Here is a 23,106-nt window from a genome sequence, read left to right on the forward strand (position 1 = left end):
CTCTCGCTATTCGTTCAGTGGAACGATTGAGTGAAGTGCGTGAACGATAACGAGGGCGCGGTGCGGCGCCAACCCTTCGGGCGCGGAAATTAACCTCGGAAACCCAGTGGTTACGCCGGTGACGGCGAACCGGCCGCGCCCCTCGGGGGCGCGGCCGGTTCGCTGTGGTGCGGGGAGGCGGGTGCGTCACTCGCCCGCGTAGGCCTTGTCCAGGGCGGCGAGGTCGAACTTGCTCATCGCCATGAACGCCTTGGTCACACGGGCCGCCTTCGCCGGGTCCGGGTCGGTGACCATGTCCTGGAGCCGGTCCGGGACGACCTGCCAGGACAGTCCGTACTTGTCCTTCAGCCAGCCGCAGGGGCCGGGCTCGCCGCCGTTCTCGGTGAGCTTGGCCCAGTAGTAGTCGATCTCCTCCTGGTTCTCGCAGAAGATCATGAAGGAGACCGCCTCGGTGAACTTGAACTCGGGGCCGCCATTGAGCGCGAGGAACTTGTGTCCGTTGGCCGTGAACTCGACGGTCAGCACGCTGCCGGCGGGCTGGGGCGCTCCCTCGGGGTAGTACGCCACCTTGCCGACGCTGGAGTTCTTGAAGACGGACACGTAGTAGTGGGCGGCCTCCTCCGCCTGGCCGTCGAACCAGAGACACGTGGTGAAACCGTCGGTTGCCATGGGTACCTCCTGGGGCGTGGAAACTTCAGTCATCTGTGTCGACTGATCCTCGGCCCGGAACTCATCGGTCGGGCCGCCCATCAATCCAGGTGGCCCCATGACGCTTCGGAACTACGCTCCGATTCATGACGTCATCGCCCGCAGACAGCAGCCGCAGAATCGATCCGTTCCGCATCGACATCCCGCAGAGCGAGCTCGACGATCTCCACGAACGGCTCGACCGCGCCCGCTGGCCGGATGACCTGTCCGCCACGGGCTGGGCGTACGGCGTGCCGGCGGACTACCTGAGGGAGCTCGTCGAGCACTGGCGGCACTCCTACGACTGGCGCGCGGCCGAAGCGGAGCTCAACCAGTGGCCGCAGTTCACGACCGTCATCGACGGGGCGAGCATCCACTTCGCCCACATCCGTTCCCCCGAGCCCGACGCCACCCCACTGATCATCACGCACGGCTGGCCGGGGTCGATCGTCGAATTCCTGGACATCGTGGGGCCGTTGACCGACCCGGCGGCCCATGGCGGCAACCAGGCCGACGCCTTCCACGTCGTGGTACCGGGCATTCCGGGATTCGGGCTGTCCGGACCGCCCGCGGACACCGGCTGGGAGGCGGGCCGGGTGGCACACGCGTGGGCCGAGCTGATGTCGCGGCTCGGCTACGAGCGGTTCGGCGCACAGGGCGGTGACTGGGGCGGGGCCATCTCCCGGGAGCTGGGCCGCGCCCACCCCGACCGCATCATCGGCGTCCACCTCAACCTGCTGCCGGGCGCGGCGGCGACCCACGAACCGACCGCCGGGGAACTCGCCGCGCTCGGCCCGGAGGAGCGGAAGAACACGCTCGAGTCGTGGCGCCGATGGAGCGCGTTTACGAGCGAGGGCACCGGATATGCGATCTTGCACTCCACCCGGCCGCAGACCCTCGCCTACGCGCTCACCGACTCACCGGTCGGCCAACTCGCCTGGATCGTCGAGAAGTTCCAGGAGTGGACGGACTCGGACCTGAGGCCCGAGGAGGCCGTGGATCGGGACCGACTGCTCACCAACGTGATGCTGTACTGGCTGACCGGGACCGCCGGTTCGGCCGCGCGGATCTACTACGAGCGCGGACACGCCAGGGGCGACCGGGTGGCCCGCCCCACCGAGCCGTCGACGGCGCCGACCGCCCTCGCCCTCTTCCCCGCCGAGATCCAGGTCCCCCTCCGGCACAAGGCGGAGCGCACCGAGAACATCGTGCGGTGGACGGAGTTCGACCGGGGCGGCCACTTCGCGGCGATGGAGGAGCCGGACCTGCTGGTGGGCGACGTGCGGGCGTTCTTCCGGCAGCTGCGCGAGAAGGGCTGAGCGCCCGCTCTGCCCTCGGCGAATCTGCCACGGGCAGAGAAAGCAGTGAAGAGTATCGTCCGAGGTCAAGAGTGGAGTGGACGGCATCCCCGCCACCACGAGGAGAACCGATGACTCCACGCACCATGCTCGCTCCGCGGGCCGAGGAGGGCGACACCGCGCCCACGCGCTTCGACGACCACCTGGCCGCCCAGTTGCTCGCACAGCGCATCGTCCTGCTGGGCACCCAGGTCGACGAGGTCTCCGCGAACCGGGTCTGCGCCCAGCTGCTGATCCTGTCCGCGGAGGACCCGCGCACCGACATCAGCCTGTACGTCAACAGCCCGGGCGGTTCCGTGCACGCGGGCCTGGCCATCTACGACACGATGCGGCTGATCCCGAACGACGTGTCCACACTCGCCATGGGCTTCGCCGCGAGCATGGGCCAGTTCCTGCTGAGTGTGGGCACCCCCGGCAAGCGCTACGCGCTCCCCAACGCGCGCATCATGATGCACCAGCCGTCGGCGGGCATCGGCGGCACCACCGCGGACATCGAGATCCAGGCGGAGAACCTGGAGCAACTGAAGCGGACCATGGAGCGGATCACCGCGGAGCACACCGGGCAGAGCCCGGAGACCATCTCCCGGGACGGCGACCGCGACCGCTGGTTCACGGCCGAGCAGGCCAGGGAGTACGGCATGGTCGACCGGGTCGTGGAGTCCTTCGCGGACGTCCGCCCGGGCGCCTCGAAGCGACGGATGGGGCTGTGACAATGGGGACCTACACGATTCCGAACGTCGTCGAGCGGACCCCGCAGGGCGAGCGGTCCTACGACGTCTTCAGCCGGCTGCTGTCGGAACGGATCATCTTCCTCGGCACCGAGATCGACGACGGCGTGGCGAACGTCGTCATCGCGCAACTCCTCCATCTGGAGTCGTCGGCCCCGGAGAACGAGATCGCGATCTACATCAACTCCCCCGGCGGCTCGTTCACTTCGCTGATGGCGATCTACGACACGATGACGTACGTCCAGGCGCCGATCTCCACCGTCTGCGTCGGCCAGGCGGCCTCCACGGCGGCCGTACTGCTGGCCGGCGGGGATCCCGGGCGGCGGATCGTCCTCGAGCACGCACGCGTACTGCTCGGGCAGCCGGCCAGCGGCGGACAGCGGGGCACGGTGTCCGATCTCGCGCTCCAGGCCAAGGAGATGGTGCGGATCCGCTCCCAGGTGGAGGAGGTCCTGGCGCGGCACACGCACCACGACATCGCGAAGCTGCGCGCGGACATGGACCGCGACAAGGTGTTCACCGCCGAGGAGGCGGTGGCGTACGGGCTCGCCGACCAGGTGCTGAGCCGGCGCCTCGTGACGGTCTGAGGCGCCGGCCGCGGGGTTCGTCAGGCGGCCAGGCAGAGCCCGTTGTACGGCGCCGTGGAGCGGCCGTGGCTCCTGACGGACCGGGGCGTCGTCCGCCGGACGAGCTCGCCCTGCGCCAGGGACAGCAGGTCGCCGAGGCCCAGGCCCAGGGCGCCGGCGGCGGCCGCGAGGACCTCCGAGGAGGCCTCCTTGCGGCCGCGCTCCACCTCGGAGAGGTACGGCATGGAAATCCTGGCCGTATCGGCGACGTCCTTGAGCGTGCGTTCCTGGGCGAGGCGTTCGCGCCGCAGGACGTCTCCGACGAGGTCGCGCAGGAGGGGTTCCTTGGCGGCGGGCTCGGGAGGGGCGGTGACGGGGCGTTCGGACACTGGGCCGGTGGTCCCGGGGCGCGCGGCGGGCGGGCGCAGGGGGATCACGCGGGCTTGGTTCGGCGCTTGGCTGCTCACCTCTTCAGACTAGATTTCCTGGACGCCAGGGGAAGAGGTCGGCATTCTGCCCTGGGTGGAATCGCGGCGGCCGAGGGGCGTGGGAACAGTGCTACGAGAAACGTTCAACGAGGTCGCGGAGCTGTACGACCGGGCGCGGCCCCGCTATCCCCGCGCCCTCGTCGACGAGTTGGCGCGCGCAGCGGGCCTCGGGCCGGACAGCCGGGTCCTGGAGGTGGCTCCGGGGACCGGCCAACTCACCGTCCCGCTGGCGGAGTTCGGCTGCCGGGTCACGGGAGTGGAGCTCGGGCCCGCCATGGCGGCCGTGGCCCGGCGGCGGCTGCGGGAATTTCCGCTGGCCGACGTGGAGGTGGCGGACTTCGAGCACTGGCCGCTGCCGCCCCGGCCGTTCGACCTGGTGGTGTGCGCCACCGCGTTCCACTGGCTCGATCCGGCCGTGCGCCTGCGGAAGCCGGCGGACGCGCTGCGCCCCGGAGGCCGGCTCGCGGTCGTCACCACCGAGCACGTGGCGGGCGGCAGCACGGACTTCTTCGCGCAGGCCCAGCGCTGCTACGAACGCTGGGACCCGGCCACCCCGCCCGGACTGCGACTCCAGGACGAGTCGGAGATCGCCACGGACACGGCAGAGTGGGAACGCGGCGGGCGCTTCGGGAACGTCGTGGCCACCCGATACCTCCAGGACATCACGTACTCCGCCGACGGGTACGTCGACGTGCTGCTCACCTACTCGGGCCACCGCGCGCTCGACGAGGCCCGTCGGGGCGGCCTCCTGACCTGTATCCGGGACTTGATCGAAAGCCGGCACGGCGGCAGCGTCACCAAGCGCTACCTGCACGAGCTGATCGTCGCCACCCGTACCTGAGCGGAATCCGCGGCCGCACCGCCACCGGTTTTTCGCCGCATGGACACAGAACAGGCATGCGCCGTCACAGCCCGGGTACGTGCCAGGAAGGACCTGCTCGGCGGTCGGCGTGCATACGTCGCCGCTGTCCGGGTACCCGCAGCCGACGAGCGCTGAGCAGGAACCGAGACAACCGAGGCCGAAGAGGCAGACGTCGAGCCGTGACTTTCGTGGGAGAGGTAATGGACACCGCCGTGATCCGGTCGGAGGCACAGGTCGTCGAGGAGACCGCCGGGACCAGGACGACGGGTGACGGACCGCTGCCGGGAGTCGAGAATCCGCGGACCGTTGCTCCGCGCGACGCGCGAGAGCTGTCCCGCCAGTTCTTCCAGCGCCTGACCGAACTTGAGGAAGGCACGCACGAATACCAGTACGCACGGAACACCCTCATTGAGATGAACATGTCCCTCGTGCGCTTCGCGGCCGGCCGGTTCCGCGGCCGCGGGGACGACATGGAGGACATCGTCCAGACCGGGATGATCGGTCTGATCAAGGCCATCGACCGCTTCGAACTGGCGCGTGAGGTCGAGTTCACGTCGTTCGCGCTGCCCTACATCGTGGGTGAGATCAAGCGGTTCTTCCGTGACACCACCTGGGCGGTGCACGTGCCGCGCCGGCTCCAGGAGCTGCGCGTGGAGCTGGCCAAGGCCCGCGAGGAACTCGCCAGCCGCCTGGACCGCGACCCGACCGTCGCCGAGCTCGCCACACTGATGAACATCGCCGAGAACGAGGTCGTCGAGGCGCAGATCGCCTCCAACGGCTACAACTCCTCCTCCTTGGACGCCGCGCTGACGGGCGACGGCCCCGAGGGCGGCGAGTCGGTCCTCGCCGACTTCATCGGCGTGGAGGAGGACGGGCTGCGGCTCGTGGAGGACTTCCAGTCGCTGGCTCCGCTCATGGCGGAACTGAGCGAACGCGACCGGCAGATCCTCCACATGCGGTTCGTGGAGGAGGCCACCCAGGCGGAGATCGGCGAACGCCTCGGCTGCTCCCAGATGCATGTGTCGCGGCTGATCAAGCGGATCATCATGCGGCTGCGCCAGGGCATGCTGGGGGAGCTGGGCTGCGCCTGACCCGAACACACACCGCGCAGCGGGTGCCGCCCCACAGGCAGGAATCACAGGAATCAGGAGTGGAGCGGCACCCGCGACGGGCGGCTCAGGCCCAGTGCGTCACTCCGTACCCAGGTCCACGACGGCGCGTACGCGTTTGCCGACCGGCACCCGTTCGAAGGCGAGGTCGGTCGCGAGCACGTGGACTATCTCCAGGCCGTGCCGGCCGACGCGTTCGGGATCCTTGGGGAAACGCCGGGGCAGCGCGGCGCTGCTGTCGTAGACGATCACCGCCACCGCCGCGTCCGTGCCCTCCAGCTCCAGGATGTACGGCCCGTTGCTGTGCCGGTCGGCGTTGGTGACCAGTTCGCTCACCACGAGGAGCACCGCGTCCTCGGCCCGGCTCTCGACCTCGGCGCACCACTCGGTCCTGAGCTGCTCGATGAAGCCCGCGGCGAAGGACCTCGCCTCGGCTATGCAACCCGGTTCGCCCGTGTAGTGCGCCGCCCGCCGTAGCGGTTCCACGGGCACGTCGAAACCAGTCGGTACCACTGCCCCGTCCAGATGCTCGATCATGCGTTTCTCTCTCGGAAGCCGGACTGGCCGGACGCTGCTGCACCAGTGCTCGTACCCCGAGCCGCGCTCCGCAGTCCCCCAGCCCCCGTGACGGCGCTTACGCCCTCGTCGAACAACCCGGACGGGTCACAGCGCCGGGAAGGTCGTAGCCGATCCGAGGGACGCGGGCTATGTCGTCGAGTCGGAGGTCAGAGGGGGCGGCGGAGGCGAGGACTCGGGCGACGGCGGCTCGGTCGTGTCCGGGTCGAGCGTGGGCGGCTCGGAGCTCGACGGCGAGGACGGGGCGGTCGACGTCGAAGTGGCCGGGCACGGAGTCTCATCACCGGTGGGCGTCCGCGTACTGCCGGCGGAGAGGGAGACGCACGGCTCCGGGGAGCCGGTCGTCGGGGACGTCGGCGTGGACACGCTCACCGACGGAGTGGGGTGGCGCGCCGGCGGGTCCGTCTTCTTGTCCTTCTCCCCGGTGTCGCCGCGGTGCCGGGCGAACCAGTCGCCGCGGTCGGGGTCGTAGACCACGAAGGTGTTGACGACCCGCGCCGAGGGGGCGACCACGACCACGTTCGAGGGCTGGTACGACGGCCAGGAGTCGCCGGTGCGGCGGAGCGTGGTCTGCTGCGCGACGGGCGGGGTGAGCGGGTTGCCGCATGCGCAGCGGACCCGGGGCACTCCGTGGCCGTCGACGAGGACGGCGGTGCCGGACTGCAGGACCGCCTGGTAGCTGGTCGCGGCGCCGTCGCGGTAGCCGTGGTTGGTGACGCGGGTGTCCATGCGCAGTTGCAGGGGGGTGAGGGAGCGGAGGTGGGCCGGGACCTCGGCCGGGTCGACGCCGGCGACAGAGGCGAACGCCCGGTTCTTCTCCGGGGCCCCCTTCAGGGCGGTGATCTGCTTCTCCACGTCGCAGCTGGCGACCTTGCGGGTGCCGCCGTAGAGGCCGGGAGCCCCGCCGTCGACGCCGCGCACCGCATTGGCGGGGGCCGACTCGGTGGTCGGGGAGGCCGAGAGCGGTGGGGCGGAGCTGTCCGTCGCCGTGGACTCGGTGAAGGGGTCGGGGCCGGACTTGCCGGCGGCCTGCAGGAAGACCTCGCCGCCCTTGGCCGAGCCGCCGCCGTCGGACCGGGTGAAGACGACGGTGAGGACCACGGCGGCCACGACCAGGGCGGCGAGGATCGCGACCCGCGGGACCGACCGCCACCAGGGGCGGCCCGGTTCCGGCGCGTGGGCTCCGCCGCTGCCCGGAGGCTGTGAGGGCGGGCCCGAGGGCGGCTGGGAGGGACCCGACAGCGGGCCGGAGGGAGGTCCTGTGGGACGGCCGGAGGACGGCGGTTCGACTCTCACGAGCTCTTCTTCCCTACGAGGATTTCCAGCGGCTTTATCAGGTTTTCGCAGCTGATTTCCGCAACATCCCCATTGTGTGCTCCGATCCCGTGCCTCCCGCAAGCCGACGCGGACGGCCCTCCCGGCAGGCGCGTCCCCCGGGCGCTGCTTAGCGTGGCAGGGTGAGTGTCCGAACCCGCTCCGACCAGGCAGTCCTCGCCCGCCACGGCTGGGTGCAGGCGGTGGCCACGGTCCTGGGCGCGCTGATCGCCATGGGGGTGGTCGCCGCGCTGGGGCTGTGGGCGGCCGGTGCGGCGGACCTTCCGGACAACGCGTTCCCCCGGGTGGTGGCGGCGACCGTCGTCACGGCCGTCGGCGGCACGATCGAGCTGTCGGGGAACGCCGGCGGGCTCGCCGACACGAACGCGGGACTCACCGTGATTCCGCTCTCGGTCACGCTCGTCGGGGCGCTGGCGCTCGGCGCGGGCTTTCTGCGGCCGCTGCGGCACCGGGCGGTCACGGGTGCCGGGGAACTGGCCGGGTGGGCGGCGCGGATCGCCGTACTGTGGCTGCTCGCGCTTCTGGGGCTGGCTCTGGCGGCCCGCCAGACGTTCCGGCTCTCCCTCGGGGAGGGCACGCTGAGCGATCTCGGCGAGCTGTTCGGTGTGTCGCCGGAGGTCGGTTTCACCACGGACGTGATCCCGACCCTGTTCTTCGGTCTGCTGTGGCTGGCGGGAGTGCTGGTGGTGGCCCTGGCGGTCTCGCGCGGGGCGCCACTGCCGGCCCGGCTGCTGCGGTTCCAGGCGTCGGTGCGGCCGGCCGCGTACGCCATGGTCGTGCTGCTGCTCGCGTACGTCGTCCTCGGCGTCCTCATCGCCCTCGTCGTCGCGGCGACGCGGGGCCATGCGCCTGAGACGCTCGCGGTGATCCTGCTCGGCATGCCCAACCTGGTGTGGCTCACCCTCACGATCGGCCTCGGCGCCACCTGGAACGGCCGGGTGGAAGGGCCCTTCGGGCTGCCCATGCCGCACGTGCTCGACGAGGTGCTGCGCTCCTCGGACACCGCCACGCTCGATCTGAGCACGCTCGCCGAGCACGACGGCAGGGTGTGGTGGCTCGTCGTCGTGGACGCCGTGCTGCTGCTGGCCGCCGCCTTCGTCATGGCGGCCCGCTCACCGGCCCGGATGCGCGCCTGGCAGCACGCCGTGCACATGGCGGTCGCCCTCGCGCTCACGGTGCTCATGATCTGCCTCGTCGGCCGCATCTCCGCGCACTACGGCCTGTCCGTCCTCGGCATCGGCGACCTGGGCGGCGACTTGGGCGGCGACCTGTTCCTGAAACCCGAACTGTGGTCGGCGGTCGGCCTGGCCCTGCTGTGGGGGCTGGTCACCGGCTTCCTGGGCGCGCTGCTGGCCAGGCCGGTACGGCGGCGGGGCGCGGCCGGAAACGGCCGGCAGCGGTGACGTCGGGCATGGGAAGGTGCGTGCAGTCGAAGAAGGGCAGGACATGAAACTGGCACTCGAAGACCGCCTGGCGGTCACCGAGTTGATCAGCCTGTACGGGCACCTGGTAGACGCCGGGGAACTGGACCGCTGGGCCGAGGTCTTCACGCCGGACGTCGTCTACGACGTGTCGGACTTCGGCCAGGGCCGGCTCACCGGGCTCGCCGCCCTCACCGAGGCGGCCCTGGCCCAGGGCGCGGCGAATCCCGTCGCACACCACATCACCAACGTGGTGATCGAGGAGGCGACCGACGACCGGGTGCGGGCCCGGTCCAAGGGGCTCGGTGTCATGGCGGACGGCTCGTGCGGGTCCGCGACGTACGAGGACACCGTGGTGCGGGTCGGCGACGGCTGGCGCATCTCCCACCGCAGAGTGCTGGCGCGGCGCGTACCGCTGAACGGTCTGGGCCAGGGCTGAGCGCCTACCTCTGCCGGAAGACCGGCTCGGCCCAGCGCGGCGGCGGCTTCGGCCGGTCGTGAGCCGGTTCCACGACACCCCGGTCGACCTCGGTCGGCGGGTGGCCGGCCGCCGGGGCGCCGCGCAGGGCCGCGACGAAGGCGAGGCAGGAGTCGTAGCGGTCGTCGGGGCTCTTGGCCAGGGCCTGGGCGAACACGGTGTCGAGGTACGGGGCAAGGTCGGAGCGGGACTCGGTCAACGGGGGCGGTTCGTCGTACTGGTGGGCCCACAGCAGGGCCATGTCGTCGTCGCGGCGGAAGGGCGGGCGGCCCGCGAGGGTCTCGTAGACGACGCAGGCGAAGCCGTAGACGTCGCAGCGGCCGTCGACGGGGCGGCCGGAGATCTGCTCGGGGGCGACGTAGTCGAGCGTGCCGACGAACTGGCCGACCGTGGTGAAGCCGGTCAGGGACAGGGACTTCTTCGTCAGGCCGAAGTCGGTGAGGTAGACGTGCTCGGGGTGGTCGCTGTCGGTGCCGCGGGCCACCAGGATGTTGCCGGGCTTGACATCGCGGTGGACGAGGCCGTGCTCGTGGGCCGCGTCCAGCGCGGACCCGACCTGGGCGGCGATGCGGACCGCGGTCGCGAGCGGCAGGGGGCCGTCGCGGTCCAGGAGGTGGCGCAGGTCGCTGCCGGGGACGTAGCGCATGGCGATGTACAGGACGCCGTCCGTCTCGCCCGCCTCGAAGACCGGCACGATGTTGGGGTGATCGATCGCGGCGGCCACATGGGACTCGTGGGTGAAGCGGCGGCGGAAGGTGTCGTTGCGGGCGAGTTCGGGGGCGAGCAGTTTGAGGGCGACGGTCCGGTCCAGGCGCAGGTCCCGGGCGCGGTAGACGACGGCCATGCCGCCCCGGCCGATCTCGTGCTCGATGCGGTAGCCCGCGACCTGCCTGCCGATCAGCTCGGAGGGCCGGCCGGAGAAGAGGCTCGCCTCACGCGCCATCGGGCGTCACGACCTGGGTGGGGGCGTGCCCGGGATCCGCGGCGGCGGCTCGGGGCCCGTCGTCCGTGACATAGGTGCTCAGCCGTGCCCCGTCCGCGTACGCCCACCGACCCTCCTCGGCGTCGTACAGCCACATGGACTCCCCGTCCACGACGACGCCGAGCCGCAGTCCCCGGGTACGCACGCGGAAGGCCTCGCCCGCAAGGCCCCCGGCCGCGAGTTCCTCGACGGCGGCCCGGTATCGGGCCAGCGTCCGTTCGGCGCGGGTGAGCAGAGGGCGGGGGTCGGCGGTGCGGGTGAGGGGGCCGTCGGCGAGCGGTGGATCCTGGGGTACGGCGACCAGGTGGCGGCCGTCGACCCAGGCGGACCAGCCGTTGGCGCACAGGACGTGACCCCAGTCGCCGCGTCGCTCGACGAGCTGCACCGGCAGCAGCGCGTCGAGGGGCACGGTGGGGCGGGCGGGGTCGGGGGCCTCCCAGGCGGGCATCCCGTTCTGGGGGACGACGTGGGTGGGCCGGAAGCCGACGGTTGTCATCGCGGCCCCTACTTCCGCATCACGGCGGGTTCGCGCCGGCGCAGCAGCCGGGAGACGACGTACCCGAAGACCGCCGACAGCACGACCAGCATGGCCACGTTCAGAAGCCACACCCCGGACGAGTGCTCGAAGAGCGGATCGCCGGTGAGCTCGCCGGGCACGATCCGGGCCAGGCCGACGGTGCCGGCCATCGCGCCGAGCGCCCACCGCGAGGGCACCAGCCACGCCAGCTGTTCCAGGCCCGGCACGCCGTCGAGCTTCAACAGGGCGCCGCAGAAGACCACCTGGACGATGGCGAGCAGCACGAGCAGCGGCATCGTCACCTCTTCCTTGCGCACCAGCGCCGAGACCAGCAGGCCGAGCATCATCGCGGTGAACGCCAGCAGGGCGACGGCGACGGTGATTTCGGCAAGGGGCGGCATCAACACGCCTTCGCCGCCGGGCGCGTTGAGATCGACGCCGAGCAGGGCGACCAGGGTCAGCACCACGGCCTGCAGCACGGTGATCGTGCCGAGGACGACGACCTTGGACATCAGGTACGCCGATCTGGACAGGCCGACCGCCCGTTCACGCTGGTAGATCACGCGTTCCTTGACGAGTTCGCGCACGGCGTTGGCCGCGCCGGTGAGGACTCCGCCGACGCACAGGATCAGCAGGGCGTTCATCGCCGTTTCCTGGGTCAGCTTGCTGCCGGCCAGGGCCCGGCCCATGGCGCCCATCACGAACGGCAGCGCGATCATGATGGCGAGGAAGGTGCGGTCGGCGCTGAGGGCGGCCGCGTACCGGCGCACCAGGGTGCCGAGCTGAGCGCCGCGGCTGCGGGGCCGGGCCGGGGGCGTGATGAGGACGGGGCCCTCGCGGGGCCGCCGGGGCTGTGCGGTGGCGTCCAGGACGTACTGGCGCTGGGACAGGGAGGTGCGGAACTCCTCCGCCCAGTCGCGCTCGCGGTCCCGTTCGAAGGCCTCGAAGGCCTCCGGCCATTCGGCGAAGCCGAAGAAGACGAGGGCGTCCTCGGGCGGGCCGTAGTAGGCGATCTTCCCGCCGGGCGCGAGCACGAGGAGCCGGTCGCAGACGTCGAGGCTGAGGACGCTGTGGGTGACGACGATGACGGTGCGGCCGTCGTCGGCGAGGCCGCGCAGCATGTGCATCACCGAGCGGTCCATGCCGGGGTCCAGGCCCGAGGTCGGCTCGTCGAGGAAGAGGAGGGACGGCTTGGTCAGGAGTTCCAGGGCCACGCTGACCCGCTTGCGCTGGCCGCCCGAGAGGCTGTGCACGGGCTGGCCCGCCCGCTCCTCCAGCCCGAGCTCCCGGATGACCTCGTCGACCCTGGCCCGGCGCTCGGCCTTGGCGGTGTCCTGCGGGAAGCGCAGTTCGGCGGCGTAGGACAGGGCGCTGCGGACGGTCAGCTGGGCGTGCAGGATGTCGTCCTGCGGGACGAGGCCGATGCGCTGGCGCAGCTCGGCGTAGTCGCGGTAGAGGTCGCGGCCGTCGTAGAGGACGGTGCCGTGGTCGGCGGGGCGCTGGCCGGTCAGGGCGTTGAGGAGCGTGGACTTGCCCGCTCCGCTCGGGCCGACGACCGCGAGCAGGCACTTCTCCCCGACCGGGAACGACACGTGGTCGAGCAGGGTCTTTCGGCCGCGGTCGACGGCGACGGTGAGGTCCTGCACGTCGAGGGAGACCTCGCCGGTGTCGACGTACTCCTGCAGCTGGTCGCCGACCAGGCTGAACGCCGAGTGGCCGATGCCGACGATGTCGCCGGGTCGGACGAGGGCGCGGGTGATGGACAGGCCGTTGAGGAACGTGCCGTTGTGGCTGCCCAGGTCGACGATCTCGTACGTCTCGTTCGGCAGGGCGCGCAGCTCGGCGTGCCGGCGCGAGACGACCAGGTCGTCGATGACCAGGTCGCTGTCCTCGGCGCGGCCGATGCGCACGGTGCGGGTGGGCAGCGGCCGTACGCTGGTCGGCTGCCGGAAGGTGCCGGTCAGCGCGGGCTTCGAGACCGCGGACGGGCGCTCCGGGGCCGGGGGCGGCAGGCCGGCCAGGACGGCGCACGGGCCGTCGGCGGGGCTGCCGAAGCGGATGACGCTGCCGGGGCCGACGCCCCACTCGTGGACGCGGCGGCCGTCGGCGTAGGTGCCGTTGGTGCTGTTCTCGTCCTCGAGGGTCCAGTGGTCGGCCTCGGGCCGCAGTACCGCGTGGTGCCAGGAGACCCGGGCGTCGTCGATGACGATGTCGCACAGGGGATCGCGACCGACGTGGTAGTCGTGGCCCGGACTCATCACCGTGGAGCCGGTCTCGGTCTCCACCACGAGTTCGGGCGCCGTCGGTGCCACCGGCTGCTGCGCCATACCGGAATTCTATCGATTAGTACCGGTCTGCGCCCGGCGTCGCCGGTCAGGCCACGGGCGTGAACAGGGTCGAGGCGGTCCGCTGCATGCGCAGGGCGTCCACGGACTCCGCCAGCAGTTCGTACTCGGTGGTGTCGTCGCTGGCGGCGATCCTCACCAGCCGCCCCGCGGCCAACTCGTCGGCGACCAGGGCCTGTTGGTCCCGGTCTCCGCACCAGGAGCGGAGCACGGCGGGCACGTCGAGCACCGTGTCCGCCACCGGGACGAGCGCGCCCGCCGGTAAGTGCTCGGACTCCGGCTGGGGGTCGAGACGGTCGGCGATCCAGGCGGCGCGGTCGCGCAGCCACCACAGGGCGAGGGCGAGGGTGGGAGCCCGGTAGGTCCCGAGCGGCACGCCGATGCGCCGCCCGCCGCAAGTGCCGTACCCCGTGACATGGCACAGGAATTCGTCGTGCACGATCCACTCCCCCGCTACTTCGCTAGCCTGTCGGCCGGGCCTCGCTTTCCATGCGGCTCATGTGCTGTGCGTGACGGGTGCTTCGCTGGATGTGAAGCCCTAACAGTCGAGTATGTTCACTACTGAAACACTGTCACCACGACTTTTTGGCCAGTCTCCTGGCATATTCACGGCCCTTCCTGGCCGAAAAATGACGAGTACATGGTGACGCCGTCATTACCTGAGGGGTAATCGACCGCCGGGAGCGATCCGGGCATGGTTCCGGTATGAACTCAGACCGATACGAGAATGCCGTCGCCCGCTACTTCGAGGCCTGGAACGCCCGGGAGACCGAGGCGCGGGCCAAAGCGGTCGCCGCCGCCTGGACCGCGGACGGCGGCTACACCGACCCGTTCAGCGAGGCGGGCGGTCACGAGCAGATCGCCGCTGTCATCGCCGGGACCCACGAGCAGTTCCCGGGCTTCGCCTTCCGGCTCGCCGGTGCGGTGGACGGGCACCACGACACGGCGCGCTTCTCCTGGGAACTGGTGAGCGAGACCGACGGCTCGGCGCCCGTGGCCGGCTCCGACGTGATCGTCCTGGACGCGGACGGCCGGATCAAGGCCGTGCTCGGCTTCCTCGACCGGGTGCCCGCCGGGGCGTGAGGGACCGGTCCGCGATGAGTTTCTCCGCTCCCGGCGGTCTCTTGAGAGAAGACCACCAGGAGCGGAGACCATCATGGGTACGACCGGAAAGCTGGACACGGAATTCACCGCCGTCCTGCGCAGGAGTCCGCAGCAGGGCGGCTGGACCTATCTGGTCTGGCCCGACTCCGTCGCCTTCTTCGGCACCCGAGGGCTGGTCAAGGTGCGGGGCACGATCGACGGGCACCCCTTCCGCAGCTCCTTCATGGCCCTGGGCGACGGCACGCACAAGCTGCCCGTGAAGGCCGAGGTGCGCAAGGCGATCGGGAAGGAGGAGGGCGACACCGTGACCGTGCGGCTCGAAGAGCGGATTACGGCTTGATCACCGCGTCGATCCGGGCCAGTTCGTCCGCGTCGAAGTCCAGGTTCGCGAGGGCGCCGACGCTGTCCTCCAGCTGCTGCGGGCTGCTCGCGCCGACCAGGGCGGAGGTCACCCGGCCGCCGCGCAGCACCCAGGCCAGGGCCAGCTGGGCGAGGCTCTGACCGCGGGACTTGGCGATGTCGTCGAGGGCGCGCAGCCGGCCCACCAGGTCCTCGGTGACCGCCTCCGAGTTCAGGAACGGGCTGTCGCTCGCCGCCCGCGAGTCCTCGGGGATGCCGTCGAGGTAGCGGCCGGTCAGCAGGCCCTGCTCCAGCGGGGAGAACACGATGGAGCCGACCTGGAGCTCGTCCAGTGCGTCCAGGAGGCCCTCGTCCTCAGGACGACGGTCGAGCATCGAGTAGCGCGGCTGGTGGATCAGCAGCGGGGTGCCCAGCTCGCCCAGGATGCGGGCGGCCTGACGGGTCTGCTCCGCGGAGTAGTTGGAGATGCCGACGTAGAGCGCCTTGCCCTGCTGGACCGCCGAGTGCAGGGCGCCCATCGTCTCCTCCATGGGAGTCTCAGGGTCCGGGCGGTGCGAGTAGAAGATGTCGACGTAGTCCAGGCCCATCCGCTTCAGGCTCTGGTCGAGCGAGGACAGCACGTACTTGCGCGAACCCCATTCGCCGTACGGACCGGGCCACATCAGGTAGCCGGCCTTGGTGGAGATGACCAGCTCGTCGCGGTACGCAGCGAAGTCGTCCTTCAGTGCCTCGCCGAACGCGGACTCGGCGGCGCCGGGGGGCGGGCCGTAGTTGTTGGCCAGGTCGAAGTGGGTGACGCCGAGGTCGAAGGCGCGGCGCAGGATGGCCCGCTGCGTCTCGACCGTGCGGTCCGCCGGGCCGAAGTTGTGCCACAGGCCGAGCGACAGCGCGGGAAGCTTCAGTCCGCTGCGGCCGGTCCGCCGGTAGGGCATGTCGGCGTAGCGGTCGGGGTGTGCGGTGTACAACGCGACTCCAGAGGGGTTGGGCACGGTGGAACCAGGTTCCCTGAGAACCGCTGCCCACTCTTTCGCGACCTGGGGTCAGTGGTCCAACAGAAGAATCCGATGGAATTCAGCGGATAAGCTTCTCAATCATGGAACTACGCCATCTTCAGCACTTCGTGGCGGTCGCCGAGGACCAGCATTTCACCCGGGCCGCCGAACGGCTGCTGGTGTCGCAGTCCGGTCTGTCCGCCTCCATCCGCGCACTGGAGCGGGAGCTGCAGACCCCGCTGTTCGTCCGGACGACCCGGCGGGTGACGCTCACCGAGGCCGGGCGGGCGCTGCTCGGCGAGGCCGAGCGGATCCTGGCGCAGGTGCGGTCGGCGCACGAGGCCGTCGCGGCCGTGCAGGGCGTTCTGCGCGGCACGCTGGCGCTGGGCACCGAGCAGTGCATCGCGGGCGTGCACGTGGCGCGGCTGCTGGCCGCGTTCCGGCGGCTGCATCCGGACGTGGAGATCCGGCTGCGGCAGGCGGGGGCGGGGGCGCTCGCCGAGGAGGTCGCCGCCGGCCGCCTCGACCTCGCTTTCGCGGTCCGTACGCAGGCGGACTCCGACCAGCTGCGTTCCGTACCGCTGACCAGCGAGCCGATGACCGTGCTGTGCCACCCCAGCCACCGGCTCGCGACCGCCGGCGCGGCGGTGACGCCGGACGAGCTCGGCGGCGAGATCTTCGTCGACTTCCACCCGGACTGGGGGCCGCGCCGGATCACCGACGCCGCGTTCGCCGCGGCGGGCGTCAGGCGGACGGTCGCGCTCGAGGTCAACGACGTGCACAGCCTCCTCGACCTGGTGGACGAGAACCTCGGCATCGCCGTCGTACCTCGGCACTTCCGGCACAAGCGGGAGACCCTCACCGCCCTGCCGCTGAAGGGCACCGGCGAGGCGGTGTACGAGACGGTCGCTCTGCTGCCGCCCCCACAGGCGGCCAGCCCGGCGGCACGGGCGCTGATGACGCTTCTGGAGACAGAGGGCGCATGACGGACGCGGATGCGCGATGGTGGACCGTATGCATGCCAAGGACATCCTCATCGACGCGTACAGCCGCATCCAGGAAGAAGTCCATGCCGCCGTGGAGGGCCTCGGGCCCGACGATCTCCACGCCCGCCCCGGCGCCGACGCCAACTCCGTCGCCTGGCTGGTCTGGCACCTCACCCGGGTCCAGGACGACCATGTGGCCGACGCCTCCGGGCTCGACCAGGTCTGGTTGTCACAGGGCTGGGAGAAGCGCTTCGGACTCGACCTGCCGCGCCTGGACACCGGCTACGGACACAGTTCGGCGAAGGTCGCCAAGGTGCGGGTCGACTCCGCCGACCTGCTGACCGGGTACTACGACGCCGTGCACGAGCAGACCCTCGGGTACGTGCGCGGGCTGGCCGCCAAGGACTTCGAGCGCATCGTGGACGAGCGCTGGGATCCGCCGGTCACCCTGGGCGTACGGCTGGTCAGCGTCCTGTCCGACGATCTCGAGCACGTCGGACAGGCCGCCTATGTCCGCGGGCTGCTTCAGAGCGCCGCCGCGTAACCCGGCAGGACGACGTCCTCGATGAGGGCCTCGCGCTCGTCGAACGGGATGAACGCGCTCTTGAGGGCGTTCACCGTGACCGTGCGCAGGTCCTCGACCGTCCAGCCGGCCTCCTGGACCAGCAGGGACATCTCGCGGGTCATGGTCGTGCCCGAGACCAGACGGTTGTCGGTGTTGAGGGTGACCCGGAAGCCGAGGTCCTTCAGCTCGGTGATCGGGTGCTCGGCGATCGAGGTGGCCGCGCCGGTCTGGAGGTTCGACGTCGGGCACATCTCCAGGGCGATACGGCGGTCGCGCACCCAGCCCGCGAGACGGCCGAGCTTGCCGTCCACGATGTCGTCGGTGATGCGGACGCCGTGGCCGATGCGCTGGGCGCCGCACACCTGCAGCGCCTGGTGGATGCTGGGCAGACCGTGCGCCTCACCGGCGTGGATGGTGAACGGGACACTCTCCCCGCGCAGGTGCTCGAAGGCGGCCAGGTGGTCGGCGGGCGGGAAGCCGTCCTCGGCGCCGGCGATGTCGAACCCGACGACGCCCGCGTCGCGGAAGGCGACGGCCAGGTCGGCGGCCTCCCGGACACGGTCGAACATCCGCATGCCGCACAGCAGGGTGCCGACCCGCACCGGGGTGCCCGCGGCCGCCGCCTTCGCCATACCGGCCGCCAGGCCCTCCTGGACGGTCTCGACGACCTCGGGCAGCGCCAGCCCGCCGTTGACCAGCAGCTCGGGGGCGTAGCGCACCTCGCCGTAGACGACGCCGTCCGCGGCGAGGTCGAGGACGTACTCCTCGGCGGTGCGCAGCAGACCCTCGCGGGACTGCATGACAGCCAGGGTGTGCTCGAAGGTGGCTATGTAGCGGACCAGGTCACCGGAGTTGGCGGCCTCGAAGTACCAGGCGGCCAGGGCGTCCGGGTCGGTGGTCGGCAGGGTGTGGCCGACCGCGTCCGCGAGCTCCACCACGGTGGCGGGGCGCAGGCCGCCGTCGAGGTGGTCGTGCAGCACGGCCTTGGGCAGCCGGCGGAGGGTGTCGGTGTCGATGCGGGGCGCGGTCATGTGCGGTGTGTCTTTCTCGGGCTCAGGCGGTGATGGTGGGCTGAAGCAGGTCCCAGCGGTTTCCGTACAGGTCCTGGAAGACCGCGACCGAGCCGTACGGCTCGTGGCGCGGGGCCTCCAGGAAGGTCACGCCGGCGGCGAGCATGCGGGCGTGGTCGCGGGCGAAGTCGTCGGTGTGCAGGAAGAAGCCGACGCGCCCGCCGGTCTGGTCGCCGACGCGGGCGCGCTGGCCCTCGTCCTTGGCGCGGGCCAGCAGCAGATCGGTGCCGTCCTGATGAGCGCCCGGCCGTACGACGACCCAGCGGGAGCCGTCGGGGCGCGGGGTGTCCTCGACGAGCCGGAAACCGAGGGCCTCGGTGTAGAAGCGGATCGCCTCGTCGTAGTCGTCGACGACGAGCGTGACCAGGGCGATGCGTCTCATCGGGGCCTTTCCGGAGGGGTGATTGACGCGAGAGGTTATACGTAAAACGTCGCGTGCGCCAGTCAGCCGGGAGGGGGCGTCGATGCGGCCCGGTCGGTGCATGACAGGCTGGAGATCACGTCGGGGGCTGCGCCCCCACCCACGAACTGCCGCACAGGAGTCGAGTGCCATGACCGAACTGCCGAAGTCGACCGGTGCCCCGGCCCGTCAGAACGTCACGTTCCCCAGTGGCGGGACCACCGCGCACGGCTATCTGGCACTGCCGCCGTCCGGGCGCGGACCGGGCGTCATCGTCATCCAGGAGTGGTGGGGTCTGACCGACCACATCGCCGACATAGCCGACCGGCTCGCACGGGAGGGTTTCGTCGCCCTCGCCCCCGATCTCTACGGCGGCAATGTGGCCCACGAGAGCCAGGAGGCCCTGCGGATGATGCAGGCCCTCCCGGTGTCGCGCGGTGTCGAGCTGCTGTCCGGCGCCGTCGACCATCTGCTGTCGCTGCCCGAGGTCACCTCCGACACGGTCGGCGCGGTCGGCTTCTGCATGGGCGGCGGCTTCGTGCTGTACCTGGCCGCGGCCGATCCTCGGGTGAGCGCCGCCGTGCCGTTCTATGGCGTCATTCAGGGCGAGCTGCCCGACTTCACGGGGCTCAAGGCGCAGGTGCTCGGGCACTTCGGCGAACTCGACCAGAGCATCCCGGCCCAGACCGTCGACCGGTTGGCCGAGGCCATTCAGCGGCAGTCGGGGGTGACCCCCGACTTCCGCCGCTACCCGGCCGACCACGCCTTCTTCAACGACGGCCGCCCGGTCTACCACGCCGAGTCGGCGGACCGCGCCTGGCGAAGCACCGTGCCGTTCCTGCACGAGCAGTTGGGCTGAACCGCTCCTGACTGAACCGCTCTACGGGTACAGGACGGCGAACAGTCCCTGTGGGCGTGCCCCGTCCGGCGTGGTCCACGGGGCGGCGACGTGTCCGGTCGCGCCCTGCGGTGGGAGGGGCGCGTCGTCCGGGGCGGGGTGCAGGACCCGGTGCAGGCGGAGCGTCGCGCCCTCCGGCAGGGACAGTTCGGTGCCCTCGTCGGTGTCGGTGACGGTGAGGGCGGCCGAAGGGGCGGGGACTGCGCCCGCGCAGGAGCGGATGACGTCCGGGTCGGGCGTGTCGTTGATGCTCTGGGCCTGGGCCTGCGCGCGGCCCTCGATCAGGGCGAGCAACTCGGCCACCAGCACCGGGTCGTGGCAGCCGTCGTAGGCCCACCGCTGCCCCAGGACCCCGTGCTCCATGGTGCCCACGAGGGCGTCCTCCGCCCCGTCGAGCGGGGCGCCGCGATAGGTGAGCGGCACCAGATAGGTGACCGGGTGGGTGGCGGACGTGTCGGTGACCACCATGAACTCGATGCCGACCTCGCCCTCCGGATCGTCGAGGCGGAACCCGCCGACCTTGGTCAGCTCAGGGTCGCCGGGACCGCCGGAGTACCAGGGGCGGGTGGGCAGCCAGGCGGTGAGCAGTTCGAGCTTGGTCGGCTTGAGGGTGGTGCGGTGGATGACGGCCATGCCGAAGGCTCTCTTTCCGTTGCTCGGATGCGGGCCTCCACACTCTGCCACCGGCGCGGCACCGGGCGGACGGTCACCCGACGAGATCCGGAAAGCGGGCCTAGGTCTCCGGCCCGAGGCGGCGAGAGGGGCGGGCGGGTACCGTCCCCGGCATGAAGATCACCGAGCCGCCCCGCACCACCGAGCAGCGCAAGCGTGACGTACTGGCCCGTCTGGAACGGGAGTTGGACGTGTGGGTGGCGTCGGCGGGCTCCGACGGGCTGCCGTGTCTGGTTGCGCTGTGGTTCGTCTGGGACGGCGAGGCCGTCTGGGTGTCCACGCGGCTCACCAATCCCACCGGGCGCAATCTCCGCGACGGCGGCCGGGCCCGGCTGGCGTTCGGCGACACCCAGGATGTGGTCCTTCTCGACGGGGAGGTGCGGACGTTCGAGGGGCGGGAGGTGCCGGGCTCGGCCGCCGACGCGTTCGCGGCGAGGACGGGCTGGGATCCGCGCGCGGACAGCGCGTCGTACGCGTTCTTCCGCATCCTGCCGTACGCCGTGCAGTCCTGGCACGGGGAGCATGAGTTGCGCGGGCGGCATGTGATGCGCGACGGCGTGTGGGTTGCCTGAGCCGGTCAACCGGCCTTTTGGTGCAGCGCGTTGAGCGTGGCCAGCTCGTCGTCGGTGAGGCGGATCGCGCCCGCGGTCACGTTCTCGGCTAGGTGGTCCGGGTTGCCGGTGCCCGGGATGGCCAGCACGTGCGGGCCTTGGTGCAGGGTCCAGGCGATTCTGACCTGGGCGGGGGTCGCGTCGTGGGCCCGGGCGACGGCGAGCACCGCGTCCTCGTGGTGGGTGGTCGCGCCCATGGGACCGGCGTCGCCCGCGACGGCGAAGAACGGCACGAAGGCGATGCCCTGTTCGCCGCACAGCCGCAGCACTTCGTCGGTGGCGGGGTCGTGGGAGTCGAGTCCGAACCGGTTCTGCACGCACACCACCGGCGCGACAGCCTGCGCCTCGGCCAGATGCCGGGGCTCGATGCCGGAGATGCCGAGGTGCCGGATCAGGCCCTCCGCGCGAAGGTCGGCGAGGGCACCGAAGTGCTCGGCGATCGAATCCTGCCCGGTGCGGCGGAGGTTGACGACGTCGAGGTGGTCGCGGCCGAGCTGGCGCAGGTTCTCCTCGACGTGGCCGCGCAGTGCGTCGGGGCGGGGGGCCGAGGTGCTCCACTCCCCCGAGCAGTGGCGGAACGGACCGACCTTGGTGACCACGACCAGGTCGTCGGCGTACGGCGACAGCGCGCTGTTGATGAGTTCGTTGGCGGAGCGCAGGGCGGAGAAGTAGAAGGCGGCCGTGTCGATGTGGTTCACACCGAGCTCGACCGCCTTGCGCAGGACGGCGATCGAGCGTTCACGGTCGCTGGGCGTCCCATGGTGGAAGGCGGCGCTGCCCGTCAACCGCATCGCGCCGAAGCCGATGCGGTTGACGGTGAGGTCGCCGAGTTTCCAGGTGCCCGCGGCGTCCGCGACGATCGTTTCGGAGGTCATCGGCGGAGTCTGGCACACGGGCGGCACACCGCCGTATGCACTTTACGAACTCCTTTACGGCACCTCAGCAGTACAGATTGCCGCCCGGCGACACCCCGAGGATCTGGGTGAACTGCTGGTACTTGGTCACCCGGCTCTGCACCTGCGCCGGGTTCTTGCCGTCGCACTCCAGGGAGCCGTTGATGCTGCGGATCGTCTGGCCGAAGCCGGCGCTGTTGACCATGGCGTTGTGCGGGGTCATGGTGCCGGGGCCGCTCTGGGTGTTCCAGTACCACAGGGCCGTCTTCCAGGCGACGGCCGCGTCGTTCTGCACCAGCCAGGGGTTGTTGAGCAGGTCTATCCCCAGGGCGTCGCCCGCGGCCTTGTAGTTGAAGTTCCAGCTGAGCTGGATCGGGCCGCGCCCGTAGTAGGCGGCCTGCCCGGCCGGACAGCCGTAGGGCCGGCTCCAGTCGCAGTAGTGCGGGTAGTTGGCGGTGTTCTGCTCGACCACGTGCACCAACCCGCCCGTCTCGTGGCTGACGTTGGCGAGGAAGGCGGCCGCCTCCTGCTTCTTCACCGTGTCACTGCCGGTGTTGGCGAAGCCGGGGTAGGCACTGAGGGCGGCGGTCAGGCCGCTGTACGTGTAGAACGGGTTCCGGCTCGGGAACATCTGGTTGAACTGGGCCTCGCTCACCACGAAGGTGGCGACGGAGCCGCTGTCGCAGGCGTACGGCTCCCAGTACCAGGTGCTGATGGTCGGGTCGTAGCCCGGGTTGTCGTGTTCGGCGATGTAGGCCTTGCCGTCGGTGTACCGCACGACGTTGCCGGTGACGTACGACTTTCCCGCCACCCAGCTCGGATAGCTCGAGCAGGCGGCGGCGGACGCGGGCGAGGCCGGCAGCAGGACCGGCACAGCGCCGCCGAGGACGAGAGCGGCGACCACGGCGGAGATACGGCGTCTCGACACAGGATCAACTCCTTTGCGGAGCACGGCCGCACCCGGACAAGGGCAGGGCGGAGCCGGGCCTTGAGCGCACGTGCCGGTCGGCCCGGCACGGCGTGGGCGCGGCCGTGGTGGGGGGTGGTGGTGGCACACTCAACTCCTTTGGTCTGTACCAGTCAAGGGTGTAGACCAGTCAACT

The 23,106-nt window shown here is 71.0% G+C and carries 27 protein-coding genes; 13 read left to right on the forward strand and 14 right to left on the reverse strand.

What is annotated here, in order from left to right; all coding sequences use genetic code 11:
* Nucleotides 1-186: 186 nt before the first annotated feature.
* Nucleotides 187-669: a VOC family protein gene (locus QFZ76_RS05540; RefSeq protein WP_307672636.1), complete on the reverse strand. Its 483-nt coding sequence runs from the start codon at nucleotides 667-669 to the stop codon at nucleotides 187-189.
* Nucleotides 670-794: 125 nt separating this feature from the next.
* On the opposite strand from QFZ76_RS05540, the gene QFZ76_RS05545 reads away from it, so the two are divergent.
* The 3 genes from QFZ76_RS05545 (at nucleotide 795) to QFZ76_RS05555 (ending at nucleotide 3,360) form a co-directional block, all read left to right on the forward strand.
* The gene (locus tag QFZ76_RS05545; protein ID WP_307672637.1) at nucleotides 795-2,006 is read left to right on the forward strand and encodes an epoxide hydrolase family protein; all 1,212 of its coding nucleotides are present in this window, start codon (nucleotides 795-797) and stop codon (nucleotides 2,004-2,006) included.
* 110 nt (nucleotides 2,007-2,116) lie between these two features.
* A complete protein-coding gene (locus tag QFZ76_RS05550; RefSeq protein ID WP_307672638.1) occupies nucleotides 2,117-2,755 on the forward strand; it encodes an ATP-dependent Clp protease proteolytic subunit in 639 nt (212 codons plus the stop codon).
* Nucleotides 2,756-2,757: 2 nt separating this feature from the next.
* Entirely contained in the window at nucleotides 2,758-3,360 is a 603-nt protein-coding gene (locus QFZ76_RS05555; protein ID WP_307672639.1) for a ClpP family protease, read from the forward strand.
* A gap of 20 nt (nucleotides 3,361-3,380) precedes the next feature.
* Here QFZ76_RS05555 and QFZ76_RS05560 read toward each other — a convergent pair whose 3' ends face one another.
* Nucleotides 3,381-3,806 (reverse strand): helix-turn-helix domain-containing protein, encoded by a 426-nt coding sequence (locus QFZ76_RS05560; RefSeq protein ID WP_307672640.1) that lies wholly within the window; start codon nucleotides 3,804-3,806, stop codon nucleotides 3,381-3,383.
* 88 nt (nucleotides 3,807-3,894) lie between these two features.
* Between QFZ76_RS05560 and QFZ76_RS05565 the strand changes: the two genes are divergently transcribed.
* Both QFZ76_RS05565 and QFZ76_RS05570 read left to right on the forward strand, forming a co-directional pair.
* Complete coding sequence (locus QFZ76_RS05565; protein WP_307672641.1) at nucleotides 3,895-4,668, forward strand: class I SAM-dependent methyltransferase; 774 nt, start codon at nucleotides 3,895-3,897, stop codon at nucleotides 4,666-4,668.
* Between the two features lie 221 nt (nucleotides 4,669-4,889).
* Nucleotides 4,890-5,780, forward strand: coding sequence for an RNA polymerase sigma factor SigF (locus tag QFZ76_RS05570; RefSeq protein WP_307672642.1), 891 nt, complete (start codon nucleotides 4,890-4,892; stop codon nucleotides 5,778-5,780).
* A 99-nt stretch (nucleotides 5,781-5,879) separates the two neighbouring features.
* Here the strand turns inward: QFZ76_RS05570 and QFZ76_RS05575 are convergent, their stop codons facing one another.
* Nucleotides 5,880-6,335: an ATP-binding protein gene (locus QFZ76_RS05575; protein WP_307672643.1), complete on the reverse strand. Its 456-nt coding sequence runs from the start codon at nucleotides 6,333-6,335 to the stop codon at nucleotides 5,880-5,882.
* A 168-nt stretch (nucleotides 6,336-6,503) separates the two neighbouring features.
* Complete coding sequence (locus QFZ76_RS05580) at nucleotides 6,504-7,670, reverse strand: DUF6777 domain-containing protein (RefSeq protein WP_307672644.1); 1,167 nt, start codon at nucleotides 7,668-7,670, stop codon at nucleotides 6,504-6,506.
* 161 nt (nucleotides 7,671-7,831) lie between these two features.
* On the opposite strand from QFZ76_RS05580, the gene QFZ76_RS05585 reads away from it, so the two are divergent.
* Nucleotides 7,832-9,112 carry a streptophobe family protein gene (locus QFZ76_RS05585; RefSeq protein WP_307672645.1) on the forward strand — a complete coding sequence of 427 codons (1,281 nt, stop codon included), beginning with the start codon at nucleotides 7,832-7,834 and terminating at the stop codon, nucleotides 9,110-9,112.
* Between the two features lie 43 nt (nucleotides 9,113-9,155).
* Nucleotides 9,156-9,569, forward strand: a complete 414-nt coding sequence (locus QFZ76_RS05590; RefSeq protein WP_307672646.1) for a nuclear transport factor 2 family protein — start codon at nucleotides 9,156-9,158, stop codon at nucleotides 9,567-9,569.
* 4 nt (nucleotides 9,570-9,573) lie between these two features.
* On the opposite strand, the gene QFZ76_RS05595 is transcribed toward QFZ76_RS05590, so the two are convergent.
* From QFZ76_RS05595 to QFZ76_RS05610, 4 genes are read right to left on the reverse strand one after another with little or no spacing between them, the layout of a single operon-like run.
* Nucleotides 9,574-10,551: a serine/threonine-protein kinase gene (locus QFZ76_RS05595; RefSeq protein ID WP_307672647.1), complete on the reverse strand. Its 978-nt coding sequence runs from the start codon at nucleotides 10,549-10,551 to the stop codon at nucleotides 9,574-9,576.
* Complete coding sequence (locus QFZ76_RS05600) at nucleotides 10,541-11,086, reverse strand: hypothetical protein (protein WP_307672648.1); 546 nt, start codon at nucleotides 11,084-11,086, stop codon at nucleotides 10,541-10,543. Before QFZ76_RS05600 ends, QFZ76_RS05595 begins: the two co-directional genes overlap by 11 nt.
* Nucleotides 11,087-11,094: 8 nt before the next feature.
* A complete protein-coding gene (locus QFZ76_RS05605) occupies nucleotides 11,095-13,434 on the reverse strand; it encodes an FHA domain-containing protein (protein ID WP_307672649.1) in 2,340 nt (779 codons plus the stop codon).
* A gap of 46 nt (nucleotides 13,435-13,480) precedes the next feature.
* On the reverse strand, nucleotides 13,481-13,891 hold the full coding sequence (locus QFZ76_RS05610; RefSeq protein WP_307672650.1) for a hypothetical protein: 411 nt from the start codon (nucleotides 13,889-13,891) through the stop codon (nucleotides 13,481-13,483).
* A 266-nt stretch (nucleotides 13,892-14,157) separates the two neighbouring features.
* Here QFZ76_RS05610 and QFZ76_RS05615 point away from each other — a divergent pair, with 266 nt between their 5' ends.
* Nucleotides 14,158-14,535 (forward strand): nuclear transport factor 2 family protein, encoded by a 378-nt coding sequence (locus tag QFZ76_RS05615; RefSeq protein ID WP_307672651.1) that lies wholly within the window; start codon nucleotides 14,158-14,160, stop codon nucleotides 14,533-14,535.
* A 73-nt stretch (nucleotides 14,536-14,608) separates the two neighbouring features.
* On the forward strand, nucleotides 14,609-14,896 hold the full coding sequence (locus QFZ76_RS05620) for a DUF1905 domain-containing protein (RefSeq protein ID WP_307672652.1): 288 nt from the start codon (nucleotides 14,609-14,611) through the stop codon (nucleotides 14,894-14,896).
* Here QFZ76_RS05620 and mgrA read toward each other — a convergent pair.
* Complete coding sequence (gene mgrA / locus QFZ76_RS05625) at nucleotides 14,886-15,881, reverse strand: L-glyceraldehyde 3-phosphate reductase (protein WP_307679936.1); 996 nt, start codon at nucleotides 15,879-15,881, stop codon at nucleotides 14,886-14,888. The genes QFZ76_RS05620 and mgrA overlap by 11 nt on opposite strands.
* A gap of 128 nt (nucleotides 15,882-16,009) precedes the next feature.
* Between mgrA and QFZ76_RS05630 the strand changes: the two genes are divergently transcribed.
* The gene (locus QFZ76_RS05630) at nucleotides 16,010-16,894 is read left to right on the forward strand and encodes a LysR substrate-binding domain-containing protein (RefSeq protein WP_307672653.1); all 885 of its coding nucleotides are present in this window, start codon (nucleotides 16,010-16,012) and stop codon (nucleotides 16,892-16,894) included.
* A gap of 28 nt (nucleotides 16,895-16,922) precedes the next feature.
* The gene (locus tag QFZ76_RS05635) at nucleotides 16,923-17,438 is read left to right on the forward strand and encodes a DUF664 domain-containing protein (RefSeq protein WP_266445779.1); all 516 of its coding nucleotides are present in this window, start codon (nucleotides 16,923-16,925) and stop codon (nucleotides 17,436-17,438) included.
* Here QFZ76_RS05635 and QFZ76_RS05640 read toward each other — a convergent pair.
* Together QFZ76_RS05640 and QFZ76_RS05645 are read right to left on the reverse strand one after the other, a co-directional pair.
* On the reverse strand, nucleotides 17,420-18,490 hold the full coding sequence (locus tag QFZ76_RS05640; RefSeq protein ID WP_307672654.1) for an adenosine deaminase: 1,071 nt from the start codon (nucleotides 18,488-18,490) through the stop codon (nucleotides 17,420-17,422). The two genes, QFZ76_RS05635 and QFZ76_RS05640, sit on opposite strands and share 19 nt — an antisense overlap.
* 22 nt (nucleotides 18,491-18,512) lie before the next feature.
* Nucleotides 18,513-18,911, reverse strand: coding sequence for a VOC family protein (locus QFZ76_RS05645; RefSeq protein WP_307672655.1), 399 nt, complete (start codon nucleotides 18,909-18,911; stop codon nucleotides 18,513-18,515).
* Nucleotides 18,912-19,080: 169 nt separating this feature from the next.
* Between QFZ76_RS05645 and QFZ76_RS05650 the strand changes: the two genes are divergently transcribed.
* Nucleotides 19,081-19,788: a dienelactone hydrolase family protein gene (locus QFZ76_RS05650; protein ID WP_307672656.1), complete on the forward strand. Its 708-nt coding sequence runs from the start codon at nucleotides 19,081-19,083 to the stop codon at nucleotides 19,786-19,788.
* Between the two features lie 21 nt (nucleotides 19,789-19,809).
* Here QFZ76_RS05650 and QFZ76_RS05655 read toward each other — a convergent pair whose 3' ends face one another.
* Complete coding sequence (locus QFZ76_RS05655; protein ID WP_307672657.1) at nucleotides 19,810-20,460, reverse strand: 1,4-alpha-glucan branching protein; 651 nt, start codon at nucleotides 20,458-20,460, stop codon at nucleotides 19,810-19,812.
* A gap of 152 nt (nucleotides 20,461-20,612) precedes the next feature.
* Between QFZ76_RS05655 and QFZ76_RS05660 the strand changes: the two genes are divergently transcribed.
* Nucleotides 20,613-21,071: a pyridoxamine 5'-phosphate oxidase family protein gene (locus QFZ76_RS05660; RefSeq protein WP_307672658.1), complete on the forward strand. Its 459-nt coding sequence runs from the start codon at nucleotides 20,613-20,615 to the stop codon at nucleotides 21,069-21,071.
* A gap of 5 nt (nucleotides 21,072-21,076) precedes the next feature.
* Here the strand turns inward: QFZ76_RS05660 and QFZ76_RS05665 are convergent, their stop codons facing one another.
* Both QFZ76_RS05665 and QFZ76_RS05670 read right to left on the reverse strand, forming a co-directional pair.
* A complete protein-coding gene (locus tag QFZ76_RS05665) occupies nucleotides 21,077-21,985 on the reverse strand; it encodes an aldo/keto reductase (RefSeq protein WP_307672659.1) in 909 nt (302 codons plus the stop codon).
* A gap of 64 nt (nucleotides 21,986-22,049) precedes the next feature.
* A complete protein-coding gene (locus tag QFZ76_RS05670) occupies nucleotides 22,050-22,931 on the reverse strand; it encodes a glycoside hydrolase family 19 protein (protein WP_307672660.1) in 882 nt (293 codons plus the stop codon).
* Between the last annotated feature and the right edge of the window lie 175 nt (nucleotides 22,932-23,106).

This window comes from Streptomyces sp. V4I2 (assembly GCF_030817655.1).
GTDB classification, from domain to species: Bacteria; Actinomycetota; Actinomycetes; order Streptomycetales; family Streptomycetaceae; genus Streptomyces; species Streptomyces plumbiresistens.

What these genes read in the sequence shown, in the direction of transcription:
- QFZ76_RS05575 (WP_307672643.1), bottom strand. Translation starts at nt 6,335, where the DNA reads ATGATCGAGCATCTGGACGGGGCAGTGGTACCGACTGGTTTCGACGTG.
- QFZ76_RS05635 (WP_266445779.1), top strand. Translation starts at nt 16,923, where the DNA reads ATGCATGCCAAGGACATCCTCATCGACGCGTACAGCCGCATCCAGGAA.
- QFZ76_RS05590 (WP_307672646.1), top strand. Translation starts at nt 9,156, where the DNA reads ATGAAACTGGCACTCGAAGACCGCCTGGCGGTCACCGAGTTGATCAGC.
- QFZ76_RS05665 (WP_307672659.1), bottom strand. Translation starts at nt 21,985, where the DNA reads ATGACCTCCGAAACGATCGTCGCGGACGCCGCGGGCACCTGGAAACTC.
- QFZ76_RS05620 (WP_307672652.1), top strand. Translation starts at nt 14,609, where the DNA reads ATGGGTACGACCGGAAAGCTGGACACGGAATTCACCGCCGTCCTGCGC.
- QFZ76_RS05650 (WP_307672656.1), top strand. Translation starts at nt 19,081, where the DNA reads ATGACCGAACTGCCGAAGTCGACCGGTGCCCCGGCCCGTCAGAACGTC.
- QFZ76_RS05570 (WP_307672642.1), top strand. Translation starts at nt 4,890, where the DNA reads ATGGACACCGCCGTGATCCGGTCGGAGGCACAGGTCGTCGAGGAGACC.
- QFZ76_RS05545 (WP_307672637.1), top strand. Translation starts at nt 795, where the DNA reads ATGACGTCATCGCCCGCAGACAGCAGCCGCAGAATCGATCCGTTCCGC.
- QFZ76_RS05640 (WP_307672654.1), bottom strand. Translation starts at nt 18,490, where the DNA reads ATGACCGCGCCCCGCATCGACACCGACACCCTCCGCCGGCTGCCCAAG.
- QFZ76_RS05630 (WP_307672653.1), top strand. Translation starts at nt 16,010, where the DNA reads ATGGAACTACGCCATCTTCAGCACTTCGTGGCGGTCGCCGAGGACCAG.
- QFZ76_RS05615 (WP_307672651.1), top strand. Translation starts at nt 14,158, where the DNA reads ATGAACTCAGACCGATACGAGAATGCCGTCGCCCGCTACTTCGAGGCC.
- QFZ76_RS05595 (WP_307672647.1), bottom strand. Translation starts at nt 10,551, where the DNA reads ATGGCGCGTGAGGCGAGCCTCTTCTCCGGCCGGCCCTCCGAGCTGATC.
- QFZ76_RS05605 (WP_307672649.1), bottom strand. Translation starts at nt 13,434, where the DNA reads ATGGCGCAGCAGCCGGTGGCACCGACGGCGCCCGAACTCGTGGTGGAG.
- QFZ76_RS05655 (WP_307672657.1), bottom strand. Translation starts at nt 20,460, where the DNA reads ATGGCCGTCATCCACCGCACCACCCTCAAGCCGACCAAGCTCGAACTG.
- QFZ76_RS05555 (WP_307672639.1), top strand. Translation starts at nt 2,758, where the DNA reads ATGGGGACCTACACGATTCCGAACGTCGTCGAGCGGACCCCGCAGGGC.
- QFZ76_RS05600 (WP_307672648.1), bottom strand. Translation starts at nt 11,086, where the DNA reads ATGACAACCGTCGGCTTCCGGCCCACCCACGTCGTCCCCCAGAACGGG.
- QFZ76_RS05660 (WP_307672658.1), top strand. Translation starts at nt 20,613, where the DNA reads ATGAAGATCACCGAGCCGCCCCGCACCACCGAGCAGCGCAAGCGTGAC.
- QFZ76_RS05540 (WP_307672636.1), bottom strand. Translation starts at nt 669, where the DNA reads ATGGCAACCGACGGTTTCACCACGTGTCTCTGGTTCGACGGCCAGGCG.
- QFZ76_RS05645 (WP_307672655.1), bottom strand. Translation starts at nt 18,911, where the DNA reads ATGAGACGCATCGCCCTGGTCACGCTCGTCGTCGACGACTACGACGAG.
- QFZ76_RS05550 (WP_307672638.1), top strand. Translation starts at nt 2,117, where the DNA reads ATGACTCCACGCACCATGCTCGCTCCGCGGGCCGAGGAGGGCGACACC.